Source organism: Arthrobacter sp. NyZ413, assembly GCF_049390645.1.
In the GTDB taxonomy this organism is placed as follows: Bacteria; Actinomycetota; Actinomycetes; order Actinomycetales; family Micrococcaceae; genus Arthrobacter.
Genome location: NZ_CP155434.1, coordinates 1,928,485 through 1,952,113, shown reverse-complemented (window position 1 = coordinate 1,952,113; position 23,629 = coordinate 1,928,485). Strand labels below are relative to the sequence as shown.

General features: G+C 64.2%; 18 protein-coding genes. 12 read left to right on the top strand and 6 right to left on the bottom strand.

The window, feature by feature from the left end:
* Nucleotides 1-143 precede the first annotated feature (143 nt).
* Nucleotides 144-758 carry a response regulator gene (locus tag ABCW42_RS09155; protein WP_423184535.1) on the top strand — a complete coding sequence of 205 codons (615 nt, stop codon included), beginning with the start codon at nt 144-146 and terminating at the stop codon, nt 756-758.
* 260 nt (nt 759-1,018) lie between these two features.
* Nucleotides 1,019-1,705 carry a response regulator gene (locus ABCW42_RS09150; RefSeq protein ID WP_423184843.1) on the top strand — a complete coding sequence of 229 codons (687 nt, stop codon included), beginning with the start codon at nt 1,019-1,021 and terminating at the stop codon, nt 1,703-1,705.
* Nucleotides 1,706-1,722: 17 nt separating this feature from the next.
* Here ABCW42_RS09150 and ABCW42_RS09145 read toward each other — a convergent pair whose 3' ends face one another.
* Nucleotides 1,723-3,441: a GAF domain-containing protein gene (locus ABCW42_RS09145; protein ID WP_423184534.1), complete on the bottom strand. Its 1,719-nt coding sequence runs from the start codon at nt 3,439-3,441 to the stop codon at nt 1,723-1,725.
* 179 nt (nt 3,442-3,620) lie between these two features.
* Between ABCW42_RS09145 and ABCW42_RS09140 the strand changes: the two genes are divergently transcribed.
* The 4 genes from ABCW42_RS09140 (at nt 3,621) to ABCW42_RS09125 (ending at nt 7,390) form a co-directional block, all read left to right on the top strand.
* Entirely contained in the window at nt 3,621-4,088 is a 468-nt protein-coding gene (locus ABCW42_RS09140) for a pyridoxamine 5'-phosphate oxidase family protein (RefSeq protein ID WP_423184533.1), read from the top strand.
* A 61-nt stretch (nt 4,089-4,149) separates the two neighbouring features.
* Nucleotides 4,150-4,614 carry a pyridoxamine 5'-phosphate oxidase family protein gene (locus tag ABCW42_RS09135; RefSeq protein ID WP_423184532.1) on the top strand — a complete coding sequence of 155 codons (465 nt, stop codon included), beginning with the start codon at nt 4,150-4,152 and terminating at the stop codon, nt 4,612-4,614.
* 80 nt (nt 4,615-4,694) lie between these two features.
* Nucleotides 4,695-6,596 (top strand): heavy metal translocating P-type ATPase, encoded by a 1,902-nt coding sequence (locus ABCW42_RS09130; protein WP_423184531.1) that lies wholly within the window; start codon nt 4,695-4,697, stop codon nt 6,594-6,596.
* Nucleotides 6,597-6,853: 257 nt separating this feature from the next.
* Nucleotides 6,854-7,390 (top strand): flavodoxin domain-containing protein, encoded by a 537-nt coding sequence (locus ABCW42_RS09125; RefSeq protein WP_423184530.1) that lies wholly within the window; start codon nt 6,854-6,856, stop codon nt 7,388-7,390.
* Between the two features lie 77 nt (nt 7,391-7,467).
* Here the strand turns inward: ABCW42_RS09125 and ABCW42_RS09120 are convergent, their stop codons facing one another.
* Nucleotides 7,468-8,325 carry a universal stress protein gene (locus tag ABCW42_RS09120; RefSeq protein ID WP_423184529.1) on the bottom strand — a complete coding sequence of 286 codons (858 nt, stop codon included), beginning with the start codon at nt 8,323-8,325 and terminating at the stop codon, nt 7,468-7,470.
* Between the two features lie 149 nt (nt 8,326-8,474).
* On the opposite strand from ABCW42_RS09120, the gene ABCW42_RS09115 reads away from it, so the two are divergent.
* The gene (locus tag ABCW42_RS09115; RefSeq protein ID WP_423184528.1) at nt 8,475-9,647 is read left to right on the top strand and encodes an acetate/propionate family kinase; all 1,173 of its coding nucleotides are present in this window, start codon (nt 8,475-8,477) and stop codon (nt 9,645-9,647) included.
* 12 nt (nt 9,648-9,659) lie between these two features.
* Here ABCW42_RS09115 and mgtA read toward each other — a convergent pair whose 3' ends face one another.
* A complete protein-coding gene (gene mgtA, locus ABCW42_RS09110; protein WP_423184527.1) occupies nt 9,660-12,308 on the bottom strand; it encodes a magnesium-translocating P-type ATPase in 2,649 nt (882 codons plus the stop codon).
* A gap of 205 nt (nt 12,309-12,513) precedes the next feature.
* Between mgtA and ABCW42_RS09105 the strand changes: the two genes are divergently transcribed.
* Together ABCW42_RS09105 and ABCW42_RS09100 are read left to right on the top strand one after the other, a co-directional pair.
* Nucleotides 12,514-14,922 (top strand): phosphoketolase family protein, encoded by a 2,409-nt coding sequence (locus ABCW42_RS09105; RefSeq protein WP_423184526.1) that lies wholly within the window; start codon nt 12,514-12,516, stop codon nt 14,920-14,922.
* 9 nt (nt 14,923-14,931) lie between these two features.
* A complete protein-coding gene (locus ABCW42_RS09100; protein WP_423184525.1) occupies nt 14,932-17,385 on the top strand; it encodes an HAD-IC family P-type ATPase in 2,454 nt (817 codons plus the stop codon).
* Here the strand turns inward: ABCW42_RS09100 and ABCW42_RS09095 are convergent.
* The 3 genes from ABCW42_RS09095 to ABCW42_RS09085 all read right to left on the bottom strand — a co-directional run bounded on the left by ABCW42_RS09095 (nt 17,299) and on the right by ABCW42_RS09085 (nt 20,024).
* On the bottom strand, nt 17,299-17,898 hold the full coding sequence (locus ABCW42_RS09095; RefSeq protein WP_423184524.1) for a pyridoxamine 5'-phosphate oxidase family protein: 600 nt from the start codon (nt 17,896-17,898) through the stop codon (nt 17,299-17,301). The two genes, ABCW42_RS09100 and ABCW42_RS09095, sit on opposite strands and share 87 nt — an antisense overlap.
* 174 nt (nt 17,899-18,072) lie before the next feature.
* Nucleotides 18,073-19,356 (bottom strand): sensor histidine kinase, encoded by a 1,284-nt coding sequence (locus tag ABCW42_RS09090; protein ID WP_423184523.1) that lies wholly within the window; start codon nt 19,354-19,356, stop codon nt 18,073-18,075.
* Nucleotides 19,353-20,024: a response regulator transcription factor gene (locus ABCW42_RS09085; RefSeq protein WP_423184522.1), complete on the bottom strand. Its 672-nt coding sequence runs from the start codon at nt 20,022-20,024 to the stop codon at nt 19,353-19,355. The genes ABCW42_RS09090 and ABCW42_RS09085 overlap by 4 nt, the downstream gene beginning before the upstream one ends.
* Nucleotides 20,025-20,166: 142 nt before the next feature.
* Between ABCW42_RS09085 and ABCW42_RS09080 the strand changes: the two genes are divergently transcribed.
* From ABCW42_RS09080 to ABCW42_RS09070, 3 genes are read left to right on the top strand one after another with little or no spacing between them, the layout of a single operon-like run.
* Entirely contained in the window at nt 20,167-21,027 is an 861-nt protein-coding gene (locus tag ABCW42_RS09080) for a universal stress protein (RefSeq protein WP_423184521.1), read from the top strand.
* A gap of 20 nt (nt 21,028-21,047) precedes the next feature.
* The gene (locus ABCW42_RS09075) at nt 21,048-21,986 is read left to right on the top strand and encodes an ATP-binding cassette domain-containing protein (protein WP_423184520.1); all 939 of its coding nucleotides are present in this window, start codon (nt 21,048-21,050) and stop codon (nt 21,984-21,986) included.
* Nucleotides 21,983-23,614 (top strand): ABC transporter permease, encoded by a 1,632-nt coding sequence (locus tag ABCW42_RS09070; RefSeq protein WP_423184519.1) that lies wholly within the window; start codon nt 21,983-21,985, stop codon nt 23,612-23,614. Before ABCW42_RS09075 ends, ABCW42_RS09070 begins: the two co-directional genes overlap by 4 nt.
* Nucleotides 23,615-23,629: the final 15 nt, after the last annotated feature.

The window sequence follows — 23,629 nt, the reverse complement described above, 5'->3', positions numbered from 1 at the left end:
CCGCGGCGTCGCCGTCGCACGAAGGCCCCGGACTTTTGACCCTAACCGGGTCCGACAGACAGTGAATAAATAGGAGGATCACCAACCGATCTGAGAGTGCCATGAATGCGCTAAGTGGATACGCAGTCAAAGTTTCCGTCCCTGTGCCTCCCTTCCAGATATTCATTGTCAGTGGCAATGTCTTGCTGCGTCAGGGTCTCAAGGAGCTGTGTGAATCGAACGGGTTGGAGGTCGCGGGTGAAGGAGCATCAGCACGAGAAGCTCTGAAACTTATTTCACGGCTGAATCCAACCGTTGCAATCATTGAAGACATTCTTCAGGATGGCACGGGCATCGAGGTTAGCCGTGATGTGCAAAACAGTGTTTCTTCGGTGCACTGTTTGCTCCTGACTGGATGGGATCAGCAGAAAGCCGAAAGGGCCGCGGTACTGGCCGGCGCTACGGGCTACGTTTTCAAGCAAGCCCGGGATGCTGCTGGATTGGTAGGAGCGATCCGGGCGGCGGCCTCCGGAGATCCGTTGCTGGGACCGGACGCCAGGCAACGGGCTGCGAAGGACCTGCTGGCATTGTCTTCGTCTCCATGGCTGAGGGCCACGCCTCAAGAGCGCGAGGTATTGGCCCTAATGTCGCAAGGATTGACCAACCGACAAATCACGCTCTACTCCCAACTCACGGCGGCACACGTTTCAGATCTAGTCTCCTCGGTGCTGCTGAAGCTCGGTATCGGTACAAGTAGAACGCTCACCGCCGAGACGTGACCGATATTCAAAGCACCTTCCCCGCGCGCATACGTTATCGCCTTCAGGGCACAGCCCAGCTAACACCGGTGCTGCTGCTGACTGCGTCGGGCTAAGGTCATGGCTCATTCCGGTTTAATCGACCCTAGTATCCGGGTATTTCGGCCCTTGTTTGCCTGGCAGGCGCCGGGAACAATGACATAGCCGGGCAACCACGATGGGGCCGGCGGGACATGGTCCGGCGCCGCCGGCCGTGAAGATGGACAGGAGGATCGAGGATGATGGGTCACCCAGCACTACCCCGAGACAGCGGCGGGGCGTCCGGCGCCGATGCAATCCGTGTCTATGTTCTCGATGACCATGAGCTTGTCCGTCGCGGACTCCAGGAACTCTTGGAATCCGAAGGCTTTGAGGTGGTCGGCATGTCCGGGTCCGCCGAGGAAGCCGCGCGCCGTATCCCCGCTCTGCGCCCGGATGTGGCGATCCTTGACGCCCGGCTGCCGGACGGGACAGGCATCGAAGTGTGCCGTGACGTCCGTTCCGTCGACCCCACGCTGAACTGCTTGATCCTGACTAGTTACGACGACGAACAGGCCCTGCGGGGCGCCGTTCTGGCCGGAGCCGCAGGCTACGTCCTGAAGGAAATCGGCGGCACGGACCTGTTGAATGCCCTACGCCGGGCCGCCCGGGGCGAATCATTGTTTGATGCCAGCCTGAAAGCACGAATCATCGAGGGGCTCACGGAACCTCAGCGGCTGGATCCCAGGGTTGCTTCACTGACGCCCCAGGAACGCCGGGTGCTGGAACTGGTCGGCGAGGGCCTGACCAACCGCCAGATCGGCGATCAGATGCTACTGGCCGAGAAGACCGTGAAGAACTACGTTTCCTCCATGTTGGCCAAGTTGGGATTCGAACGGCGCACCCAGGCGGCCGTCTACATCACCCACGGCCCAGAGGCGGGGCCGTGAACCATCCGCTGAAAGGATCAGAAGGCGGGTACCGACCACACCAACGAGGTCCCCTTCCCCGGCGTGCTGGTAAGCGTGAAGGTGCCGCCCAGCTTCTGAGCGCGTTGTTCCATGTTCGCCAGCCCGTTTCCGGAACCAGGGTGGCCGTTACCTTTCCCGTTGTCGTCAATGGAAAGCGTCAGTCTGCCGTCGGCGGCCGATACGGCAACTCGGATTTCCTGTGCTTCGGAGTGGCGGACGGCGTTGCTGAGTCCCTCCGAGATGACAGCGAGGGTGTTGATGACGGTCTCGTCATCGAGGACGGAGTCGACGGCGCCGGTGAGGGTCAGGTGCGGGGCGAACGGGAGGGACCGCGTAGCGTTGCGGACGGACTGCAGGATTCGGCTGCTCAGCAGTTCCTGGTCACCCGAGTTCGCCCGCAAGGAGTAGATGGTATTGCGCAGATCCCTGATCGTCTCATCCAATTCCGCGGTCACAGCATCGATCCTGGACAGTGCAGGTTCCTCGCCGTTCGTGAACCGGCGAAGACTCTGGATGCTCAGCCCGGCCGCAAACAGCCGCTGGATGACAACGTCATGCAGATCCCGGGCGATGCGGTCCCGGTCCGTAAAAACCACCAACTGCTCGCGAAGGCGGTGGATCCGGTCAAGTTCCAGCGCCAGGGCGACGTGTGAGCCGAAGACGGATCCCATCTCCACATCGGTCTTCGGGAAAGGCCCTGTCCCCTGAGCGCGGACCATCAGCAATAGTCCGTGGTGTGCGCCTTGGGCGCTCAGGTCGATTGCCAAAAGTTTTCCAAGGGTCCCTCCATCAGGACCGAGGATGCTGGCCGCATCATCGATGCAGGCAGGTGTGCCGGTGGCGGCGACGGCCCTGACTTCAGGAGAATCCATGGGCAGGACGCGTCCGGTGAACGCGGCGCCGCCCTGCCCTCCGACGCCGGCCACCCCGTAGGATCCCACGCCACCGTCCGGGACCAGGATCAAGGCCAGCTCGGACCCCGATTCCTGAAGCGCCCGCTCCGCGATCAGGTCCAATGCCGTCTGTTCAGGCTCGACCGTCCGGTCATCCGCGAGCATCCGGCCGGTGACGTCCATGCAGGCCTCAAGCCAGGATGCCCGGCGCCGGGCATCCTCATACAGGCGTGCATTCTCGATAGCCACGCCGGCCGCGGCGGCCAGCGCTACGGCGAGGTCCTCGTCTTCCGGGGTGAAGTCGCCTCCACCGTCTTTCTCGGTCAGGTATAGGTTGCCGAAGACCTTGTCACGGACCCGCACCGGGACGCCGAGGAAAGACTTCATGGGCGGATGGTTCTCGGGGAAACCGTATGAGTTCGGGTGCTCCCGCAAATCATGGAGGCGAAGGGGTGCAGGTTCGGTGATCAGCAGTCCAAGGACTCCGTGGCCGGTCGGCCGAGGACCGATGCGGCGTGCCAGATCATCATCGATGCCGACCGTTACGAAGTGGCTTAGTGATTTGTTCTCACCGATGACACCCAGCGCGCCGTAGCGGGCATGCAACAGGCGACACGCCGACGTGACGACCCTGTCCAGTACTGCTTCGAGGCTAAGGTCTTCGGCGACGGCGACCACCGCCTCCAGGAGTCCGCGCATATGTTCCTGGGCGTCCAAGAGTTCTCCGGCCCGGGCCAGGAAGTCCCTGAGCAGATCTTCGACGCGTATGCCTGTGGTGTGCAGGTGCTCAGCCCGTTCGAGGTCCGGAATAGAGCCGTTCATCAACCGCCTCCCGAACAATGACGACCAAAGGTGAAGGGACACCGTACCCAGGCGGTGGCTCATCCGATGCAAGACTACTCCCGGAGACTTCCCTTCATCCAGAGAGACATCCGGCACATGGCCCATACGGGGTCTTTGTGCCCTGTTTCCCCGATCAAGCCGCAAGTATCGTCAAGGACATGACGAACACTCCAGCCCCGGAAGCAGAAGTTCTGGAAGCCCATCTGTGCTGGCAGCTCCTGCGCGGTGTATCAGTGGGGCGCCTTGCCGTATGGGCAGGCGACCATCCGGACATCTTTCCCATCAACTACAAGGTGGATCACGGAAGCCTGGTCTTCCGGACAGGAGAAGGAACCAAACTCCACTTGGCGTTGGGCGAGACGCCGGTGGCCTTGGAAGCGGACGGGGTCAACCCGGACAGCGGGGTCGCCTGGAGCGTTGTCGTCAAAGGGCAGGCCGTTGCCATCAAACTCACCCATGAAGTCATGGATACAGTCGGGCTGCTTCTCTTCCCTTGGCAGGCAGGGCGCAAAGACCACTTTGTCCGTATTGTGCCGACGTCGATCACGGGGCGTCGCTTCAAGGTGACCCCGCCCCTGACCTGGTGGAGCCCCTTGGATGATGCCACCCGTGCAGGCCTTGAATGATTGCCCCGCATGGGCCTAAAGCCCCTAACGACGACGGGCGGGCACCGGTAGCGTCAGCCGTATGAACCCTCAAGCACCAGACGCGATTGAACAACTCACTCCCGAGGAATGTTTGGAATTGCTCGGGCAAAGCACGGTGGGAAGGCTGGCGGTCATCGTCGAAAACCACCCTGATATCTTCCCCGTGAACTACGTCGTGGACCGCGGGTCCATCGTGTTCCGGACGGGCGCCGGCACGAAGTTCTGGAGTTCGATGCGCGATCCTTGCGCCTTGGAGATCGACGGCTTCGATGCTGACACCGCAAAAGCCTGGAGTGTCGTCGTCCGCGGCGAGGCCCGCATTATCGTCGACCGGCAGGAAGTAGAAGCCGCCGATGCCCTGCGCCTGGACCCGTGGCAACCCGGCAGCAAGACCCATTATCTGCGCTTGAACCTGTACTCCGTCACCGGGCGCCGTTTCACGACCACACGGCCGGATATCTGGAGGACTCCCGTGCGGGATGCCCGGACAGAACTGTTCCACTGACCTTCCGGTCGAGGCCGTCGTCCGCATCGTTACCACCATCTGCGGGGCAGACCTGCACATCCTCGAAGGCAGCGGATCCGATGGCCACGATTCTTCGTTTTCCCTTTGTAGCGGCCACGCTCTTCGCCGGAGCGCTTGTCGGTGTTCTCTTGGGTTTCGGACAGCCGGCAGCCGCACAGGGAACGGCAACTGTCTTTGCGTTGGCCATGGCCGCGTACCGCACGGCGTCCATGTTCCGGGACCTCTTTCGGGGTCGCTGGGGTATCGACCTGCTGGCTGTAACAGCCATCGCCAGTACCCTTGCAGTCGGGGAATACATTGCCGCCCTCATCATCGTGCTCATGCTCACGGGAGGAGACGCGCTGGAGGAATTTGCCCACGGTCGCGCCACCCGGGAGCTGCAGGCCCTCCTGGAACGGGCTCCGCGCTCAGCTCATCGCCAGGGCCCGGACAAGTCGTGGGAAGAGGTTCCGGTGGCGATGGTGCGTGCCGGAGACACTCTGCTTGTGAAACCCTCCGAAATCGTCCCCGTGGACGGACTCTTGCTTTCGGCGGCCGGGATTTTCGATGAATCATCACTGACCGGCGAAAGCCTTCCCGTCGAACACCTCGGGGGCGATACGCTGCTCAGCGGTTCCGTCAACGGCGAAGACGCAGTCCGCCTGCTCGCAAAAGCGACTGCCGCTGACTCCCAGTACAGCCGGATCGTGGCCCTGGTCCAGGAAGCTGCGGCCAGCCGGGCCCCCACGGTGAGACTTGCAGACCAGTATGCCGTACCCTTCACTGTCTTTGCCTTCCTCCTGGCAGGAATCGCCTGGTACATCAGTCACGATCCGGAGCGGTTTGCCCAGGTGCTGGTCGTCGCGACGCCGTGTCCGCTGCTGATCGCAGCTCCGGTGGCATTCCTGGCCGGCACCAGCAGGGCAGCCCATGCCGGGGTCATCATCAAGAATGCCGGCACCCTCGAACAGCTCGCCCGCGTGAAGTCGGCCGTCTTCGACAAAACCGGCACTCTCACGCAAGGCCGTCCAACTCTGCAAGACGTTCAGTTGACCTCGGCCCCGGGGCTGTCCCCTGACCGGCTGCTCCAGCTGGCGGCGTCCGCTGAACAGTCTTCCTCCCATGTGCTGGCAGCCTCTGTGATTGAAGCCGCGCTATCGCGCGGCCTGCATCTACTCCACGTCGGCAGCGCCAACGAGCACGCGACCCAGGGTGTCACGGCCGTGTGCGGTGACCACACTGTGGTGGTCGGGAAAGCCGCCTTCGTGGACTCAGCCACAACCGGTTTGGAGAAGGCTGTGCTGGCCGCCGGTCAACTCGGGATCTACGTCGGTGTGGACGGACGTTTCGCCGGGACGCTGATCATGAGCGATCCCTTGCGGTTGAACGCACTGGCCACCTTGGACCGATTGCGAAGCCTCGGCGTACGGGAGACCATGCTCCTGACCGGAGACACCCACTCGACCGCTGCACATATCGCGGACGAGGCAGGGATAACCCGGATCCAGGCAAATTGCCTCCCTGAGGACAAAGTCGCCGCCGTCGCCGAACTGAAGGATCGCCCCGTGATGATGGTCGGCGACGGGGTCAACGACGCACCAGTCCTCGCGGCAGCCGACGTCGGCATCGCCATGGGCGCCAAAGGTGCAACAGCCGCGAGCGAATCGGCCGACGTCGTCATCATGCTCGATGACCTGTCCAAAGTCGCTGTCGCCGTGGACATCGGCCGGCACACGATCCACATCGCTCGCAGCAGCATTTGGACCGGCATCCTTCTCAGCATCGGACTCATGGCCGCCGCCGCCTACGGATTCATCCCCGCAGTGGGCGGTGCCCTCCTTCAGGAACTGGTCGATCTTGCCACGATCCTGAACGCCCTCCGGGCGTTGGGGCCCGGACGCATGCCCGCCGCCGAGCATCCTGGAGCAGGCTCCCATGCCGCCCTTGAGCGGTCGGCATCATACAGATCCCCTCCCGATTGACTGGCGGAGCATCTCGCCGCCCCGTTGGAGGCCATTGCCTGCATGGGTACGTCAGACCTCTTTCTCTCTTCAAGCGTGGAACCGGGGATCAACAAGTTCACCGCGTCATTGGAGGAATCAGCCAAGTTCCGTGGGCCATGCGTGCGCTGTGCATTCCCGCTGTCCCGTTTTTCCCCTGGCCCAAGACACCGACAACACCTGAGGCTTGTTGGCACATTGCCTGCAACGTACACCGAAGAAACATGGGAGGTTTCGTCATGACTGTTCTTGTTGCCTACGCGAGCGCGCTGGGGTCCACCAAGGAGGTTGCCCAGCGAGTGGCTTCCCGGTTGACGGGGATACCGGGCGGGGTCGAGTGCCGGGCCGTGGCGGAGATCGAGTCCGTTGCCGGCTACGAGGCTGTGGTGATCGGCAGCGCCATCCACAACCAGGCATGGCTTCCCTCGGCTTTGCACTTCCTGTCCCGCCATGCTGACGAACTGGCTAAACGACCCGTCTGGGCGTTCAGTGTAGGGATGGCTGACGCCCTGCCTAGGCCGTTTCGCAGGCGCGGGGCGGTACTGCAACAGGAACGTCTTGCGGGAGTTATCTCCGGCAAGGTACCGCTTCACGGCCACAGAGTCTTCTCCGGCGTCTATCGGCCCAGTCAGATGCCGGTGCTGCTCAGGGTCCTGTTCCGGTTCGCCGGCGGCCGCTTCGGGGATCTGCGGGATTGGGCGGCGATCGACGCATGGACGGACGTGATTGCGGCCCGGCTCGCCGAGCCTGGTGCATCCAATCCACGGACGGCTTAGCGGCCCGGTTCGCTCCCTCGGGCGCACAAGCTGCCCGCGTGGCCTTGCGGGACCCCCGGCTCCGACGGATCCGGGGACTAAGCCGGGTCCAGGGCCGGGCGGGTTATCAACGTCGGACACTGGATGTTGAGGAGCACGTGCTGGGCTACCGAGCCGACGAGCACGCGGGCCCCGCCTCGTCCCTTGCAGCCTATGACCAGCAGCCGTGCGTGGGCGCTGGCATCAAGGAGCGCTTCGGCCGGAGGGCGCTCAAGATCCAGGACTTCGCGTACGACCAAGCCGGGATACCGCACGGCGAGCCCCTCAGCCGACGATGAAAGCAGGAAGTACCCATCGAGCCCTGCGTCGGGAGGCGCCCCCTGGGCGGGGCTCCCTGGAACTTCCGGGCCGGGTTTGCCAGCGGCGTGGACAAGCACGAGCTCCTCACCAATCCTTTGGGCCTCACTGGCAGCACTTTCGAGGGCGACGTCCGAATCGTCGGAGCCGTCGATGCCGACGACGACGCCGGATGAAGGATGCCCCGAGGCCAAGGGAACCACCACGACCGGGCAGTGGCTGATGACGGCCACTTGGAAACTGACAGATCCAAACCCTTCGCCGTGCTTGTCTGCGTGTCTATCGGTGCCCACCACGACCATTTCAGCGTCAGCGCTGAGTGTGCGCATGGTTTCGGCTGGCTCTCCGGAACCGAGCGTGGTCACGATGTCCAGGGACGGATTCAGCTCGACGAGCCCCTTTGCTTCGCTTCTGAGCAGGTTCCTGGCCTGGGCCCTTGCCGTCTCATGGCGGCCCGGATCGGGATAGGACCAGGGTTCGGGTACTGTGCTGAACAGATTGAGTTGAAGGCCACGATCCCGGGCTCGCTCCGCTGCCCAATCCGCCGCATTGCTGGCCACGGCCGAGCCATTCACGCCAACAAGAATTTGCTTCTTCACGAGCCTGCACGCCCTCCACGAAATTTGCGGTCTTACTCCAGTTTCTTTGGCGGCACTTGTGGATTGCTAGGGCCGGAAGACCCTCGCGGACGTCACACGTGCGGGAATATGCTGCAGGGGCTATGTGGCCCGGGCGAAAGGACATGCCCATGCTTATCCTGGTGCTGAATCCTGGCTCCTCGTCTTTGAAGTACCAAGTGCGGCACGTCGGAGCACCCGGAACGGTCCCGGGGCTCCTGCTTGACCGGGTGGTTGACGTACTGCCGTCGGGACAGCCTGATCCCGGCTTCTTCGGTTCTGCGTTCGACGAGGTTGAACTGGCAATTCGGAGGAGCTCCGGCGGCGTGCACCCCGACGCCATCGGCCACCGAGTGGTGCATGGCGGCGGACGTTTCAGTGCGCCGGTCCGGGTCACCCGGGATGTGATCGAAGCCATCGGCGAACTCGCCGAGTTGGCGCCGCTCCATAACGCTGCCAGCGCAGCGTGCATGCGGACAGCTGCAGTCCGGTGGCCGGACACGCCACAGGTTGCCGTCTTCGACACGGCATTCCACCAGACCATGCCCGAGGTTGCCGCCCGTTACGCCGTTCCGGAGGACCTTTACAGGACGTACGGAATCCGGCGCTATGGTTTCCACGGGATTTCCGTCGAGATCGCATGCCGCGACACTGCGGCGTTCCTCGCATTGCCGGTCGGCTCGCTGAATGCTGTCGTCGCACACCTGGGCAACGGTGCCTCGGTGACGGCGGTCAAGAATGGCCGCAGCGTCGACACGTCCATGGGGATGACGCCGCTGGAGGGGCTCGTCATGGGAACGCGGTCCGGTGACCTCGACCCGTCCGTGGTCACTTTCCTGCAGCGCCGCGGCCTCGGCCCGGATGAGGTGGAGGAGCTGCTCAACCATAGGGCGGGCCTCCTGGGTCTGGCCGGATCAGCCGACATGCGCACAGTCCAGGACGCCGCGCAACGCGGTGACCCCCGGGCTGTCCTCGCCATCGACATGGCCGCCTACCGGCTCGCCAAGTATGTCGCGGCCTACACCATGGTTGTGGGCGGGGCCGGCGCCTTGGTTTTTACCGGTGGCGTCGGTGAGCATTCGGCTCCCTTCAGGTCGCGGGTGATGTCCCTGCTCGAACCTCTTGGCTTCTGCATCGACGAGGAAAGGAACCGGTCGGTGGAAACCACCATCCGCTCCATCAGCGCCGAATGCTCAAAATTCCCTGTCCTGGTAGTGCCGTGCGACGAGGAACGGGCCATCGCGGAAGCAACAGCAGCGGTGATCAGCTCGGAAGAAGCGACGGTTCGAAACCGCGACGGGTGAGTGTCTTTTCCGTCACGGACGCAGCATCCGCTTGGGCGTGGCAGCGCTGAAGCGTGCCGCCCGGCGGTGGATGTGGTGGCCGGCAGCGCGTCCAAGCGGCACAGGGACGGCGGGGGCAACCGTGGCGAAGAAGGACTTCTTTGCCAGTTCAACCAGGCCCAGGTAAGCGACGAGCATAAGCAACAGTGCCAGGAAGAAGGGGGCAGGCAGTGGGTCGAATCCCAGTGCTGAAGCCAGGGGCGAGAGCGGCAAATAGACCCCGCCGACGACGACAGCGCCTGCTGCTGCGGCCAATCCGATCGATGGCCTGCTGCGGAAGAACGGGATCCGGCGGGTACGGATCACGAAGATAATCAAGGTCTGTGTCGCAATGGATTCCATGAACCATCCTGAACGGAACTCCCCTGGCGCGGCCTGGAAGATCACGAGCATCATCGCGAACGTTGCGAAGTCGAACAGGGAACTGATGGACCCGAAAACCACCATGAACCGCCGGATGAATCCGATGTTCCAATGGGCGGGAGCGTGGAGTTGCTCCGGATCGACGCGGTCACCGGGAATAGCCAGCTGACCGGTGTCATAGAGCAGGTTGTTGAGGAGGATCTGGCCCGGGAGCATCGGGAGGAAAGTCAGGACGGCGGAGGCGACAGCGGCGCTGAACATATTGCCGAAGTTGCTGGAAGTGCCCATGAGCACGTACTTAATCGTGTTCGCGAAGATCCTCCGCCCTTCCGTCACACCTTCTGCCAGGACACCGAGGTCCTTGTCCAGCAGGACGATGTCGGCAGCGTCTTTAGCCACGTCGGTGGCCGTTTCCACCGAAATTCCGACGTCCGCCTGGTGCAGGGCCAACGCATCGTTGACACCATCGCCGAGGAAACCCACCGCCCTGCCGCCGGAGCGCAGCAACCGGACTATCCGGGCTTTCTGTTCGGGCGAGACCCTTGCGAAGATTCCGCACTCCTGGGCGGCGACGATGAGCTCCGCATCGGAAAGGCCTTCCACCTGTTCACCCGTCAGGGTTCCGCCAGAGGGCAGTCCGAGGTCGGTGCAGATCTTCCCGGCAACGCTGGCGTTGTCTCCGGTAGCAATCTTGACGGCGACTCCTAGGTCCGCCAGTTGCTTCAAGGAAGCTCCAGCAGTGGATTTCGTTCGATCCTGGAATACCAGGAATCCAGCCAGCGCAAGTTCCTGCTCATCGCCTACTGTGAGGCTTGCCCGGCCGGGCGCGGGCCGGCCGCCGACTGCGATGACCCTCGATCCCGCATCAAACTGCTCCTGCAGTTCGGCCATGGCCCCGGGAGGAGTGCCCGTGCAAAGACGCAGGACGTCTTCCGGTGCGCCCTTGGAGATCAATTGCGCGGGTCCGGTTCCCTTGCGGACCAGCACGCTGACCCGCCGTCGGTGATGGTCAAAGGGAAGCGTATCGAGCCGTGCGTAAGGCTCAGGGTCGAAGGAGGCGGCCGCGGCCGATTGCCACAATGCGGCATCCAAGGGGTTCTGTCCGATCGAAGCCGGGCGGTGCCCGTAGACTCCCTCGGTCGCGAGCAAGCCCAGGGTCACGAGGTCTTCCTCAGTGTAGTTCCCGTCGATCGGTATGGCTCGCTGGAAGGTGATTTGCCCTTCGGTCAGGGTGCCGGTCTTATCGGTGACCAGCACGTCCATGTCTCCCAGATCCTCGATGCACACCAGACGCTTGACCAGGACCCGGTGGCGGGCGAGTTCCCTGGTGCCGGCGGCGAGGCACGTGCTGACTACTGCGGGCAGGAGCTGCGGTGTGATGCCGACGGCGATCGCCAGGGAAAACAACAGTGCATCGATTATCGGCCGCGCGAGCAGGAGGTTCGCCACGAAAATCAGGCCGGTCAGCGCGAAGGCAACCTGCATCAGCAAGAAGGAGAAGCGCGCCAGGCCTTGTTGGAACTCCGTCCGGGGCTGCCGGGTTCCCAGGCCGGCCGCTATCCGGCCGAATTCGGCCCGTGGGCCTGTCGCCACCACCACACCGCTGCAGCTTCCGGCGGCCACCACGGTGCCCATGAACACGCAACCCTGCCCGTCGTCGGGCTTTTCCGGACCGGCGACGGCAGCGGCGTCCTTTCCGACCGGGAGCGATTCGCCCGTCAGGATGCCCTCATCGCACTGAAGGTCTTCGCTGCTCAACAGCCTGATGTCGGCGGGCACCACAGCGCCCAGCGTCAGCAGTACGACGTCGCCCGGAACCAGGTCAACCACGTGGACCATGGTCCGGGCGCCATCACGCAGGACCACGACGCTGTGCGTGACCCGTGAATGCAGGGCCTCCGCGGCCCGTTCGGCGCGGAATTCGCTGCTGAACCCCAGAAGGATGCTCAGGAGCAGGATCGCACCGATCACCACCGCGTTGGCGGCATCGCCGAGGAAGACTGACAGCACGGCGGTGATGATCAACAGGAGCAGGATGGCGCTGCGGAACTGCCGGGCCAAGACCATCCACGGGTTGGCGCGGTGGGTCCGGACCGCGTTGGGTCCCGTAAGCGCCCGACGGCGGGTTGCCTCTCCCTTGGTCAGTCCGGTCGGACCGGATCCGAGTCGCGCAAGTACCTCGCCGCCGGGCATCCGTGCAGCCTCGGACATAGTCGTATCCGGAACAACCCCCGCAGGCTGTGCGCGAAGTAGCTGCACTAGCGCTCCTTCCGCCAAAGGCCCCGGTATGAGGGCACGTTTCCGTGCCTGTCCACGGTCATTCTCCGATGGCACCGAACCCATGGCCTAGGGCCCAAAGGCCCTAACCCTGGCGCGACGGCTCTGGCACTGTGTAAGCAGACAAGTCCAGGCGCCAGGCACCCGTGCTTTCGGCATGCAGTCGACTCCCCGGAAGGGCACTCCCATGGAATCAGCAACCGCGGCCCCGGAAGCCAAGGGCGAGGACTTTACGCTCCTTGACCGGTATTGGTCAGCGGCAAATTACCTCACGGTCGCCCAAATCTACCTCCAGGAGAACCCCCTCGTCCGGGAGCCGCTCCTGCCTGGCCACATCAAGCCACGGCTTCTCGGGCATTGGGGAACCAGCCCCGGACTCTCATTGATCTACGCCCATTTGAACCGCTTGATCAGACGAACCTCGGCGGAAGTTCTCTTCGTCGCGGGCCCCGGCCACGGCGGCCCCGCCGTCGTCGCCAACGTCTACCTTGAGGGCACCTTCTCCGAGGTCTACCCCAAAATAGGCATGGATGTCCAGGGACTCCGGCGACTCGTCCGGCAGTTTTCCACGCCGGGCGGGATCGCGAGCCATGTCGGCCCTGCCATTCCAGGTTCCATCCACGAAGGCGGCGAACTCGGCTACTCGCTGATGCACGCCACTGGCGCGGCGATGGACAACCCGGGGCTGATCGTCGCCTGCGTCATCGGGGACGGCGAGGCCGAGACCGGCCCTCTGGAAGCATCCTGGAAGGCACCTTCCTTCCTTAATCCTGCTCGGGACGGCGCCGTGCTTCCGATTCTCCATCTGAACGGGCACAAGATCTCCGGGCCCACCGTCCTCGGGCGGAAATCCGACAACGACGTGGAGGCCCTGCTCAAGGCCCACGGATGGGATCCGGTCACGGTCTCCGGCGACGATCCCCTGCGCATCCACCGCGCCCTGGCAGCGGCGATGGACACCGCGTACTCGGGCATCCGCGGGCTGCAAACCGAGGCGCGCACCCGCGGTGCGCACGGCCCGGCACGATGGCCGGCCATCATCCTGCGCACGCCCAAAGGGTGGACCGGGCCGGCAGAGGTCAACGGACTCCCGGTGGAAGGAACCTTCCGATCCCACCAAGTGCCCTTGTCCGGTGTGAAGGAGAATCCTGAACACCTCGCCCTGCTCGAGTCCTGGCTGCACTCATACCGGCCGGAAACCCTCTTCGACGACACCGGCAAGCTCGTCCCCGAACTGGCAGCCCTTTCGCCGAAGGGCGATCTTCGCATGGGTGCAACACCCGCCGGCAGGAGCGGGGCGCCCACCCCGTTGGCGATCCCCGCGCTTGGGAACTATGCCCTGCCGGCGACGCCACGCGGGTCCGTCCTCCACGAAACCACCAGGCCGTTGGGGGAACTGCTCCGGGATATCTATGCCGCTACAGCATCGGATCCGCGGTTCCGGCTCTTCTGCCCGGACGAAACCAACAGCAACAGGCTCGATGCCGTCTTCCAAGCCACCGACCGCTGCCTCATGGAACCTGCCAAGGACGGAGAACACGTCTTGGCCGAAGACCACGTCTCACCGGGCGGGAGGGTCATGGAAGTCCTCTCCGAACACCTGTGCCAAGGCTGGCTGGAGGGCTACCTCCTGACTGGCCGGCACGGACTGTTCGCCAGCTACGAGGCTTTCGCCATGGTGAGCGCTTCAATGACGGTACAGCACGCCAAGTGGCTTCAACACGCGCGCGAGCTTGATTGGCGGCCACCTGTCCCGAGCTTGAACATCCTCCTGACGTCCACCTGCTGGCGCAACGACCACAACGGCTTCAGCCACCAGGGACCCGGACTGATCGATACCGTCTTGGCCCTTTCGGGGACCGTCACCCGCGTTTACCTGCCACCGGACGCAAACACGCTGCTCGTCACAGCCGAGCACATCCTGCGCAGCACCGACTATGTGAACCTGGTGGTCGTGGATAAACAGCCGCACCTGCAATACCTCACGCTTGAGGAGGCCAGGCAGCATGCCGCCGCGGGCGCATCCGTGTGGTCGTGGGCGGGCAACGAGGCGCCGGCCGGCGCGGAGGAAACGCCCGACGTCGTCATGGCTTGTGCCGGTGACATCCCCACCCAGGAAACCCTTGCAGCAGCCTGGCTGCTGCAAAAGAATCTTCCCGAACTCAAGGTCCGCGTTGTCAACGTGATGGATGCCATGGTGCTCCCGCCACGGGACACCCACCCCCATGGCCTGTCGGATGAAAAGTTCGAGGAGCTGTTCACCGCCGACGGGGAAGTCATCATGGCCTGGCACGGCTACGCCCGGGCGCTGCACCAGCTCCTGCACGGAAGACCGCGCCCCGAAAGGTTCCATGTCCGCGGCTACAACGAACAAGGAAGCACCACCACACCCTTTGACATGGTGGTGCTGAACAACATGAGCCGCTACCACCTGGTCCTGGAAGTATTGCACCGTGTCCGCCGGCAGATCGCCGGCGCGGATGGGCTCGCCGGCTTCTGCCGCCGGCAGCTTGAGGCGCATTCGCAGTACATCCGCGAGCACTTCGAAGACCTCCCGGAGATCCGGGACTGGGCCTGGACACCTCCCCTGCCCTAACGCCGAGCCATGAGCAACCAACAAGCCCCGAACGAGCCGGGCCTCGACCTGACCAGCACCTGGCTCGAAACAGGGTTGACGGGCGCGCAGGTGCTGGCCCGCACGGAAGCAGGACTGGACAACAGGGTCCCCGACGCTGCCAGCAGGACCATGTGGCAGATCCTCCGGGCCAACCTTCTGACGCTGTTCAACGCCATCGTGGGCTGCAGTTTCGTGCTGTTGCTTCTCCTCGGACAGTGGAAAGATGCCCTGTTCGGCCTCACGGCCGTCGGCAATGTCTTCATCGGCATCGTGCAGGAATACCGTGCCAAGAGATCCCTCGACCGGCTCGCGATTCTCAACGCCCCGCACGCCCTGGTGCTCCGTGACGGTACCAGCCGCTCCATCGACGTCGGCGACATCGTCCGTGACGATGTCCTCTTGCTCGGCCCCGGCGACCAGGTACCCGCGGACGCAGTCATCATCGATGACGACGGACTGGAGATTGACGAATCCCTGCTCACGGGCGAGTCCGCTCCCGCGCCCAAGGAACCAGGCTCCGACGTTCTTTCCGGCTCAGCCGTCGTCTCAGGACATGGCGCAGCCCGGGTAGTCCGTGCCGGCGTCGAATCGTATGCCAGTCAGCTCACCGCCGAGGCAAAACGATTCTCCCTGGTCAACTCCGAGATCCGGAACAGCCTCAACAGAATCCTCCGGTGGATTTCCTGGCTTTTGGCTCCCGTCCTGCTCCTCATGGTCAACGGTCAGATGCAGGCCAACGGCGGCTGGGAGCGGGCTCTGGCCACAGGAGATTGGAGCAAGGCCGCAGTCGGAGCAGTCGCCGGGGTCATCGCGATGATCCCGCTGGGCCTGGTGCTCCTGACCAGCATCGCTTTCGCGGTCGGCGGCATTCGCCTGGCCCGCAAGAACGTCCTGATTCAGGAACTGGCAGCGGTTGAAGGCCTCGCCCGGGTGGACATGCTCTGCCTGGACAAGACCGGCACCCTCACCGAAGCACGGATTGTCTTCGACGCCGTCCACCCGACCGGGACAACCACTGTGGAGGGTTGGGAACAGGCATTGGGCTGGTTTGGCTCAGACCCGCATGCCAACGCCACCGCCCGATGCCTGGCCGAGCGGTTTCCGCTCAGCCCCGGCCTTCGGCCGGTCTCCACTGTGGCCTTTTCCTCAGCCCGGCAATGGAGCGGGGCCAGTTTCGGGGCGGACCAAAACGCCCCCGGCACGTGGATACTGGGAGCCCCGGAAACAGTCCTGGACGCAAGGACCGAACCGGCGGTTTCAGCTCGTGCCGCCGCGGCCCCGCTGGCTGCCGCCGGGATGCGAACCTTGGTCCTGGCCCACACGCCCGCTCTGCTTCCCCCTGGCGACAGCAGCCATATGCAGACACCCACCGGCTGCACTCCGGTATGCCTGCTGACTTTCCGGGAAAGGATCCGTCCGGACGCCGCCCGGATCATCACGTTCTTCCAGGACCAAGGTGTGGACTTGAGGATCATCTCCGGCGACGACCCCCGTACGGTTGCCGCCGTTGCCCGGGCCGTCGGCCTCCCCGCCGAAGCCGGATACGACGCACGTCAACTGCCGAGCGACCCGGGAATGCTGACGGAAGTCCTGAAAGACAACATAGCGTTCGGGAGAGTCACACCTTCACAGAAGAGAGACATGGTCCTGGCCTTGCAGCGGGCCGGCCATACCGTCGCAATGACCGGCGACGGCGTCAACGACACCCTGGCCCTCAAAACCGCGGATCTCGGCATCGCCATGGACACAGCCGCGGCAGCCACCAAGGCCGTCTCCCGCCTCATTCTCCTGGACGGGCGCTTTGACCGGCTTCCCGGGGTAGTAGCGGAAGGCCGGCGCGTCATTGCGAACATCGAACGGGTTTCGGTGTTGTTCCTGGCCAAAACGGCCTACGCCCTTGCCCTCTCCGTCACCTTCGGATCACTGCTGTGGGACTTTCCGTTCCTCCCCCGCCAGCTCTCGGCCACGGATGGCCTCACCATCGGAATCCCGGCATTCTTCCTCGCACTTATGCCCAACGCCCGACGCTACACCCCCGGCTTCCTCAAACGTTCACTCGCCTTTTCCATTCCTGCCGGGATCATTGTCGCCGCCGCTGTCTTCGGCGTAAACTTCTACGCCGCTCATGCCGGCAGCTACACAGTCGCGGCCACACGGACCGGTTCGGTCCTGGCGCTCTCGCTCACGGGCCTGTGGATCCTGGCAGTCGTTTCGCGCCCCCTTGATGTAAGGCGGGCAGGGATCATCGCAGCGATGTACGCCAGCTTGGTCCTGATGCTTGTTATCCCGCTCTTCCGGGACTTCTTCGCCCTGGAGTGGCCGCCGGACGATCTTCTCGCGGCTGCACTGGCGAGTTCATGTGGAGGAATCCTCGCCCTGGGGCTCCTGGCCCGGCTGCGCGGCCGGCGGTCCTTGGACAGACGCCGGCGTTCCTTGCGTTAGCCGTGGATTCTTAGCATTGGCTTCGTCGACGACAGCGGCGGGCCAGTCCGCTCCTGTCCTTGTCACCCGGTCCAGCTCATTCCACCAGCTCAATTGCCGCTCCAAGGTAAAGCGCCGCCCGGTGATCGCCGTCGCAACGATACGGACAAAGTGGTCCTTCTTCCCAGGCTCCCAAGGAAACAGCATCAGTCCCACGTTGTCGAGGAATTCATCCGTTACCGTAACTTCACTGGCAGAGCCTTTGACCATGACGCTCCACGCCATTCGGGAGGCGGGCACCATCCCGTCAGCTTCGAACGCGACAGGCATTCCACCCAGCGCGGCGCGCAGCTTGGTCCCGTCCCCGGAACGCAGGACGACGGTGCGGTGGTCGACCCTGAAAGTGACCGGAAAGACTTCGGGGTGGTCCTCCACCCACACGCCGAGCCGGCCTATCGAGGAACCCTGCAGCAGTTTCCAGCATTCGCGTGGTTCAAGGACTTCCGATTCGGGCGTGGCCGGCTCTCTTCTCATGGTGACGAAGCTACGCCGCCGCGGGCCGCCAGCACAGAGCCCAAAGGCCCGGTATCGTGCCGGGACCAAAGAACCTGTGCCGCATTTGTCCCTGATCCGGCCAGGGCCGTCATCTGGCCTCCCGCGCCGCGGCGGGCCGTGATCTGAACATGCCGCAATGCTGGATCCGCGTTCTTAGAACATTCTTCGAAGCCTGGAAACCAGTGGACCGATTGCAGGAACGTGTCCGCGGTTTCGCGGGACCATCGGCAAACGTACGATGACGGCGCCACCTGCTCGGTGCGTACCGATGTCCACCCGGCCGCCGTGCCGAGCAGCGACTTCAGCGACGAGCGAAAGTCCCAGCCCGTAGTGGCGCGGCTTTGAACCGTCCGTTGGCTCGGCGTGGGTCGCGGGCGCAGTTGCGAAGCGCTCGAAGGCCCGCTGCTGGATGTCAGCGGAAAATCCCGGGCCGTCGTCGACCACCGAGATGACAAGCGCCCTCGCGTCAGTGGAAATCTGCACCTCCACCCGTGACCGGGCGAAGCGGACCGCGTTATCCAGCAACGCCACAAATAGCCTACGCAGCTCAGTCGGTGCGCCAGCCAGCACAACGGGGCCGGCTACGCCGCTTCGTTCAACGGCGACCTCCTTCTGCGCCGCGACCACGGAAAAGGACTCGACCATGCCGTCCGCCAAGGCCACGATGTCAACTTCCGTGTGCTCGACAGGCCGGGAATCGGCCGAGATGAGCAGGTCTTCCAGTAACCGGGTCAGCGACCGCGAATCCTCGATCATGGCGGACACGTCCGCCTCGATGTCCCGCGGGGGGTCATGAAGCGATGAAGATGCCAGTCGGCGCCTCAGCATTTGTGCGCGCATGCTCAGCAACGTCAGGGGTGTGCGCAACTCATGGCTTGCATCTGCAACAAATCGCCTCTGCCGGTCGAGTGCCTCGGCCATTGGTCCCATGGCGCGCCGTGCCAACCACACTGCAAGGAGGCTGGCCAGCACCACGGCGCCCCCGCATGTCAGCAGCAGCGCAAGTGCCAGCCGGTCCAGCTCCTCCTGGTTCTCGTGGCGATCGAATATCGCCTGGACGACCTGACCGCCGGCGTCCGCGGTACGGACAATGTAAGAGCGGCCGCCTATTGACACGTCCTCCTGGGCGGTGACTCCACTTGTGCCTACAGCTTCGATTGCCTTCAGATCGGGCAGCCCCGCGGGCATTCCCGCAGAGACCGTCAAGACGCCCTGCTTGGATATCGCCAGGTGGGTCCCGGCCGGGGCGTCCTGTACCGAATCCACGTGCTCTGTGGCGGTGCTCAGGAGCCGTTGGGCTGCCGAGGCCTGGGTGGTGCTGACGATCAACAGCACCGATGCGGCGACCGCGACAAGCAGCAGGATGAGCAACGCCCCGGTCTGGAGGGCAAGCCGCCAGGAGGAGCGTTGCAGCTCATCCTCGGCCGTGCCTCTCATGCGAGCGTGCCGATCCTGTAGCCGAGGCCATGGACCGTCCGCACGCTGCCGCGTCCGAGCTTCCGCCGAAGGTAATGAACATAGGTGTCGACGACGCCCGCTTCCTCGGCGTTCGGAAAAACGTACTCAAGAATCTCGTCGCGGCCGAACACCCGGTTCGGCCAGCGGGCGAGCTCCTCCAGCAAGGCGCCCTCCCGTTCCGAAAGCTCGACAATGGACCCATCGTCGCGGACGACGCTGCGCGACTCCACGTCGAAGCGACCACCGGCAATCCGCAGTGTCGCAGCTGTGGCGGCGTGCCGACGTCGTAATGCGCGCAAACGCGCCAGAAGTTCATCGACATCGAAGGGTTTGGAAAGATAGTCCTCGGCGCCGGCGTCGAGTCCTTCGACTCTGTCTGCCGGATTGCCCAGGGCCGAGAGTATGAGCGCCGCCGTCCCGACGCCCTCCCTGCGCAGCTTCGTCAGCAGGCTCAGCCCGTCGATCACCGGCAGGCCCCGGTCCAGGACCAGCACGTCAAACTCCCCGGTCAAAGCCAGGTGCAGGCCCTTTTGTCCATCCGATGCACTCGAAACCTCGTAACCCTCACCGGTGAACAGCTCCTCCAGCATCGTTCGAAGCTGCACGTCATCCTCAACCAAAAGAACGCGCGGCCTCAACTCATTCATAGTCGGAGTATAGGCGTCGGAACCGATGACATTAGCTTCGACTGTGGGACTTCCGGCCCTGCCGGCTTGGTCCGGCGCGGCGCAAACTGGTCCCACACGCCCCCTGAAAGCGGGGCCACCGTTCATGGAGGTTGGACAAGTCATGAAGAAGCCAATCGTTGTGGGTGTCGTTGACACCGATGCAAGCCGGGCCGCCTTGGCCTGGGCCATGGACCGCGCGGCCCGGCAGGGACTGCCCGTGCTGCTCGTGCACGCAGTCGACATCCGATGGATAGACGAGTCGTTCGCCTCGAGCGCGGTGGTCAGAGCCACCGCACTCGAACTGCTCAGCAAGACCGCGGGCTACGCGGGGGAACTGGAACCCTCCGTTGAGGTAAACACCCTGCTGTTTTCCGGTAGCCCCGGGTTCGCACTCAGGAAACGCTCCAAGGCAGCGTCGATGGTCGTCATCGGAACCGGGCACAGCTGGCCGGGAGGCCCTGTAGCCGACCGGGCCCTGCAGATCGCCTCCGTGGCGCAGTGCCCAGTGGCGGTGGTCGGGCACCAGGACATGGCAGCCCGCAGCGGCGTCGTCGTCGGCGTTGACGGTTCCGAAGAATCGACGCAAGCCGTGTTCTTCGCCGCGGCCGAAGCGGACCGTGACGGGCAGGAATTGACAGTGGTCCACGCCGCCCCCGTCGCGCCGCACCTTCTGCGCGCCATGCCCGCCCCCGACATTGACGAGGCCGTCCTGGAGGAAGAAAGAATGGTCCTTTCCGAGACCGTCGCGGGTCTGGCCGAAAACTACCCCGATCTGGTGGTCCGCCAAGCCCTGGTCTCCACCAACGAACCAGCCAAAGCGCTCGAGCTTGCCGCGGCCGACGCCAGGTTGCTCGTGCTGGGGAGCCGCGGACGGGGCAGCTTCAAACGGCTCCTGATGGGATCGACCGCCCATACCGTGCTCAGGTCCCTGCCCTGTCCGACGATCATCACCCGGGTACGCCGGGTAAAACATACGGACTAGCAGCAAGCCAAGGAAGAATAATGTCGTCACAAACATTGGCCATCGACGTCGCCGGACTGGTCAAGCGATTCGGACACGTCACAGCCCTGGACGGGTTGGACCTGCAGGTCCGGCAAGGCACAGTCGCGGGCTTCCTTGGACCCAACGGCTCAGGCAAGTCGACCACCATCCGCATCCTCCTCGGCCTCTTGAGGTCCGACGGCGGCAGAGCACGCCTTCTGGGCGGCGATCCCTGGCAGGACGCCGTAACCCTGCACCGGCGCATCGCCTACGTGCCCGGCGAAGTAAGCCTGTGGCCGAACCTCACCGGAGGCCAGGCCATCGACATCCTCTCCCATCTTCGCGGCGGAGTGGACCGGGCCAAGAGGGATGACCTGCTCGCGCGGTTCGAACTGGACCCCTCCAAGAAAGCACGCAGCTATTCAAAGGGTAACCGGCAGAAAGTGGCCCTGGTTGCAGGCCTGGCGTCGGACGCCGAGCTCCTCATCCTTGACGAGCCGACCGTGGGGCTGGACCCGCTGATGGAACAGGTGTTCACCGAGTGCATCCAGGAGGTGAAGGCCCAGGGGCGCAGCGTCCTGCTCTCCAGCCACATTTTTGCCGAGGTGGAAAAGCTGTGCGACACGGTGACCATCATCCGGGAGGGCCGCACCGTCGAGGCCGGCCTGCTCAGTGAACTCCGGCACCTGCGCCGCGCCACGGTGTCCGTGGAGCTGGAGCAGGCCGGCACGATCCTGGCTTCCGTCCCCGGCGTGCATGACTTGGCGGTCGACGGCGACAAGGCCACCTTCACGGTCGGCGAACCCGAACTTGGCGGCGTGCTCTCAGTCATAGCAACTCACTCTCCCCGTTCGCTGCTCTCCAGCCCGCCCTCCTTGGAGGACCTGTTCCTGCGCCACTACGGCGGGATCGGGAAGACCAAAGTCACGCAGACGACGCAGGCAGCAGGCCGGCGATGAACGGCACGAGAAGCCTTGCCGACGCCGGTGGGGCACCGTCCGGGCCTATGACGGGGTTCGGTGCCATGGTGTGGTTCGTGCTGCGCCGCAATTGGTTGCGCCTGTCCATTTGGGCGATCGTGCTGGCGGTCATGATTCCCGTGGTCTACGACTCACAGCAACAGGCCTTTCCGACACAGGCAGCCAGGGACGCTTATGCCCAGGTAGCCAACAATCCGGCAGTTGCGGCGATGACAGGCCTTCCCTATGCGGCAGGTTCCCTGGGCGGGATCCTCGTCATCAAGATCTGGATGACCCTGGCATTGGCCCTGGGCTTCGCCTCCATCTTTCTCTTGACCCGTAACGGACGGGCCGATGAAGAAGCCGGACGGACAGAGCTGCTCCGGTCCTCGGTACTGGGCCGCCATGCCTTCAGCATGGCAGGCTACACCGTCGTCGGAGGCCTCAATGTGCTCGTTGGTGTGCTGATCTCCCTCCTGTGCCTCAGCGAAAAGCTGCCCATGGCCGGTTCACTGATCATGGGCGCGTCGATCGCCGGGGCTGGACTGGCGTTCCTGGGCATCGCCGCGATCTGCGGCCAGGTCGCCTCCACCAGCCGCGGCGCAAACTCGCTTGCCGTGACTGTGCTCGCTGTCTTTTACCTCATCCGGGCCGCGGCAGACGTCCAGGCGGAGGGAACGAACGTGGCTGCGCTCAGCTGGCTCTCGCCGATTGGATGGGCACAAAACATGCGGGCCTTCGGGCAGGACAACTGGTGGCCCTTGCTGGCACTGCTGGCACTGACTGTGCTCGGATGCTCAATCGCCTTGCGCATCGAAACCCGTCGCGACCTCGGCTCAGGGCTGCTCACCGAACCGCGCGGCCCATCCAGGGCTTCCGGATTTCTGGTTGAACCCGTGGGCCTGGTGCTGCGCCTTCAACGTGGAACGCTCATCGGCTGGCTGGCTGGCGCGATCGTTGCCGGGCTGTTCTTTGGCGGCGTCGCCCAGGCCATGACCACAGCCTTGGACCCCTCGAATCCGTTTGCCAAGTCGTTTGTCGGCAGCTCCCACAGCATGCTCGACGGCGTGCTGGGTATCTTCGTGCTATTCAACGGCATGCTGGCTGGAGCATTCGCGGTGCAAAGCCTGTCCGGCGCACGCAATGAGGAGGCCACAGGGCGATTGGAATCCCAACTCGCCGGCGCGCTATCACGCCTCCGCTGGCTCAGTGCCCACATCCTCGTCGCCGCAGCCGGTTCCGCCCTGATGCTCATCGTCGGCGGCTATCTTACCGGCGCGTCGTCCAACGGCGCGGCCACCGGACCGCAACTGGCGGCTGCCACCTTCGCCTACTGGCCCGCGGTCCTGTTCATGATGGCTGTTCTGCTGTTCCTCGACGGCTTCCTGCCCCGCCAGAGCCTCAGCGTTTCCTGGGCTTTCTACGGCATCTGCATATTGATTGCCACGTTCGGTCCTTTATTCTCGCTGTCCGACGACTTCATCAAATCCACGCCCTTCGGCGCAGTCCCGCGAATACCCGCCGAAGACTTCACCCTGCTGCCCATCCTTGTCCTCTCAAGCACGGCGATCGTCCTCGCCGCTCTCGGCGTCCAACGGTTCCGCACCCGCGACCTCACACCGGCATAGCGTCCGAGGGTGTGT

Coding starts and splice junctions, on each gene's coding strand:
- ABCW42_RS09130 (WP_423184531.1), top strand. CDS start 4,695: ATGGCCACGATTCTTCGTTTTCCCTTTGTAGCGGCCACGCTCTTCGCC.
- ABCW42_RS09075 (WP_423184520.1), top strand. CDS start 21,048: ATGTCGTCACAAACATTGGCCATCGACGTCGCCGGACTGGTCAAGCGA.
- ABCW42_RS09145 (WP_423184534.1), bottom strand. CDS start 3,441: ATGAACGGCTCTATTCCGGACCTCGAACGGGCTGAGCACCTGCACACC.
- ABCW42_RS09150 (WP_423184843.1), top strand. CDS start 1,019: ATGGGTCACCCAGCACTACCCCGAGACAGCGGCGGGGCGTCCGGCGCC.
- ABCW42_RS09115 (WP_423184528.1), top strand. CDS start 8,475: ATGCTTATCCTGGTGCTGAATCCTGGCTCCTCGTCTTTGAAGTACCAA.
- ABCW42_RS09085 (WP_423184522.1), bottom strand. CDS start 20,024: ATGAATGAGTTGAGGCCGCGCGTTCTTTTGGTTGAGGATGACGTGCAG.
- ABCW42_RS09105 (WP_423184526.1), top strand. CDS start 12,514: ATGGAATCAGCAACCGCGGCCCCGGAAGCCAAGGGCGAGGACTTTACG.
- ABCW42_RS09090 (WP_423184523.1), bottom strand. CDS start 19,356: ATGAGAGGCACGGCCGAGGATGAGCTGCAACGCTCCTCCTGGCGGCTT.
- ABCW42_RS09140 (WP_423184533.1), top strand. CDS start 3,621: ATGACGAACACTCCAGCCCCGGAAGCAGAAGTTCTGGAAGCCCATCTG.
- ABCW42_RS09100 (WP_423184525.1), top strand. CDS start 14,932: ATGAGCAACCAACAAGCCCCGAACGAGCCGGGCCTCGACCTGACCAGC.
- ABCW42_RS09080 (WP_423184521.1), top strand. CDS start 20,167: ATGAAGAAGCCAATCGTTGTGGGTGTCGTTGACACCGATGCAAGCCGG.
- ABCW42_RS09070 (WP_423184519.1), top strand. CDS start 21,983: ATGAACGGCACGAGAAGCCTTGCCGACGCCGGTGGGGCACCGTCCGGG.
- ABCW42_RS09135 (WP_423184532.1), top strand. CDS start 4,150: ATGAACCCTCAAGCACCAGACGCGATTGAACAACTCACTCCCGAGGAA.
- ABCW42_RS09125 (WP_423184530.1), top strand. CDS start 6,854: ATGACTGTTCTTGTTGCCTACGCGAGCGCGCTGGGGTCCACCAAGGAG.
- ABCW42_RS09095 (WP_423184524.1), bottom strand. CDS start 17,898: ATGAGAAGAGAGCCGGCCACGCCCGAATCGGAAGTCCTTGAACCACGC.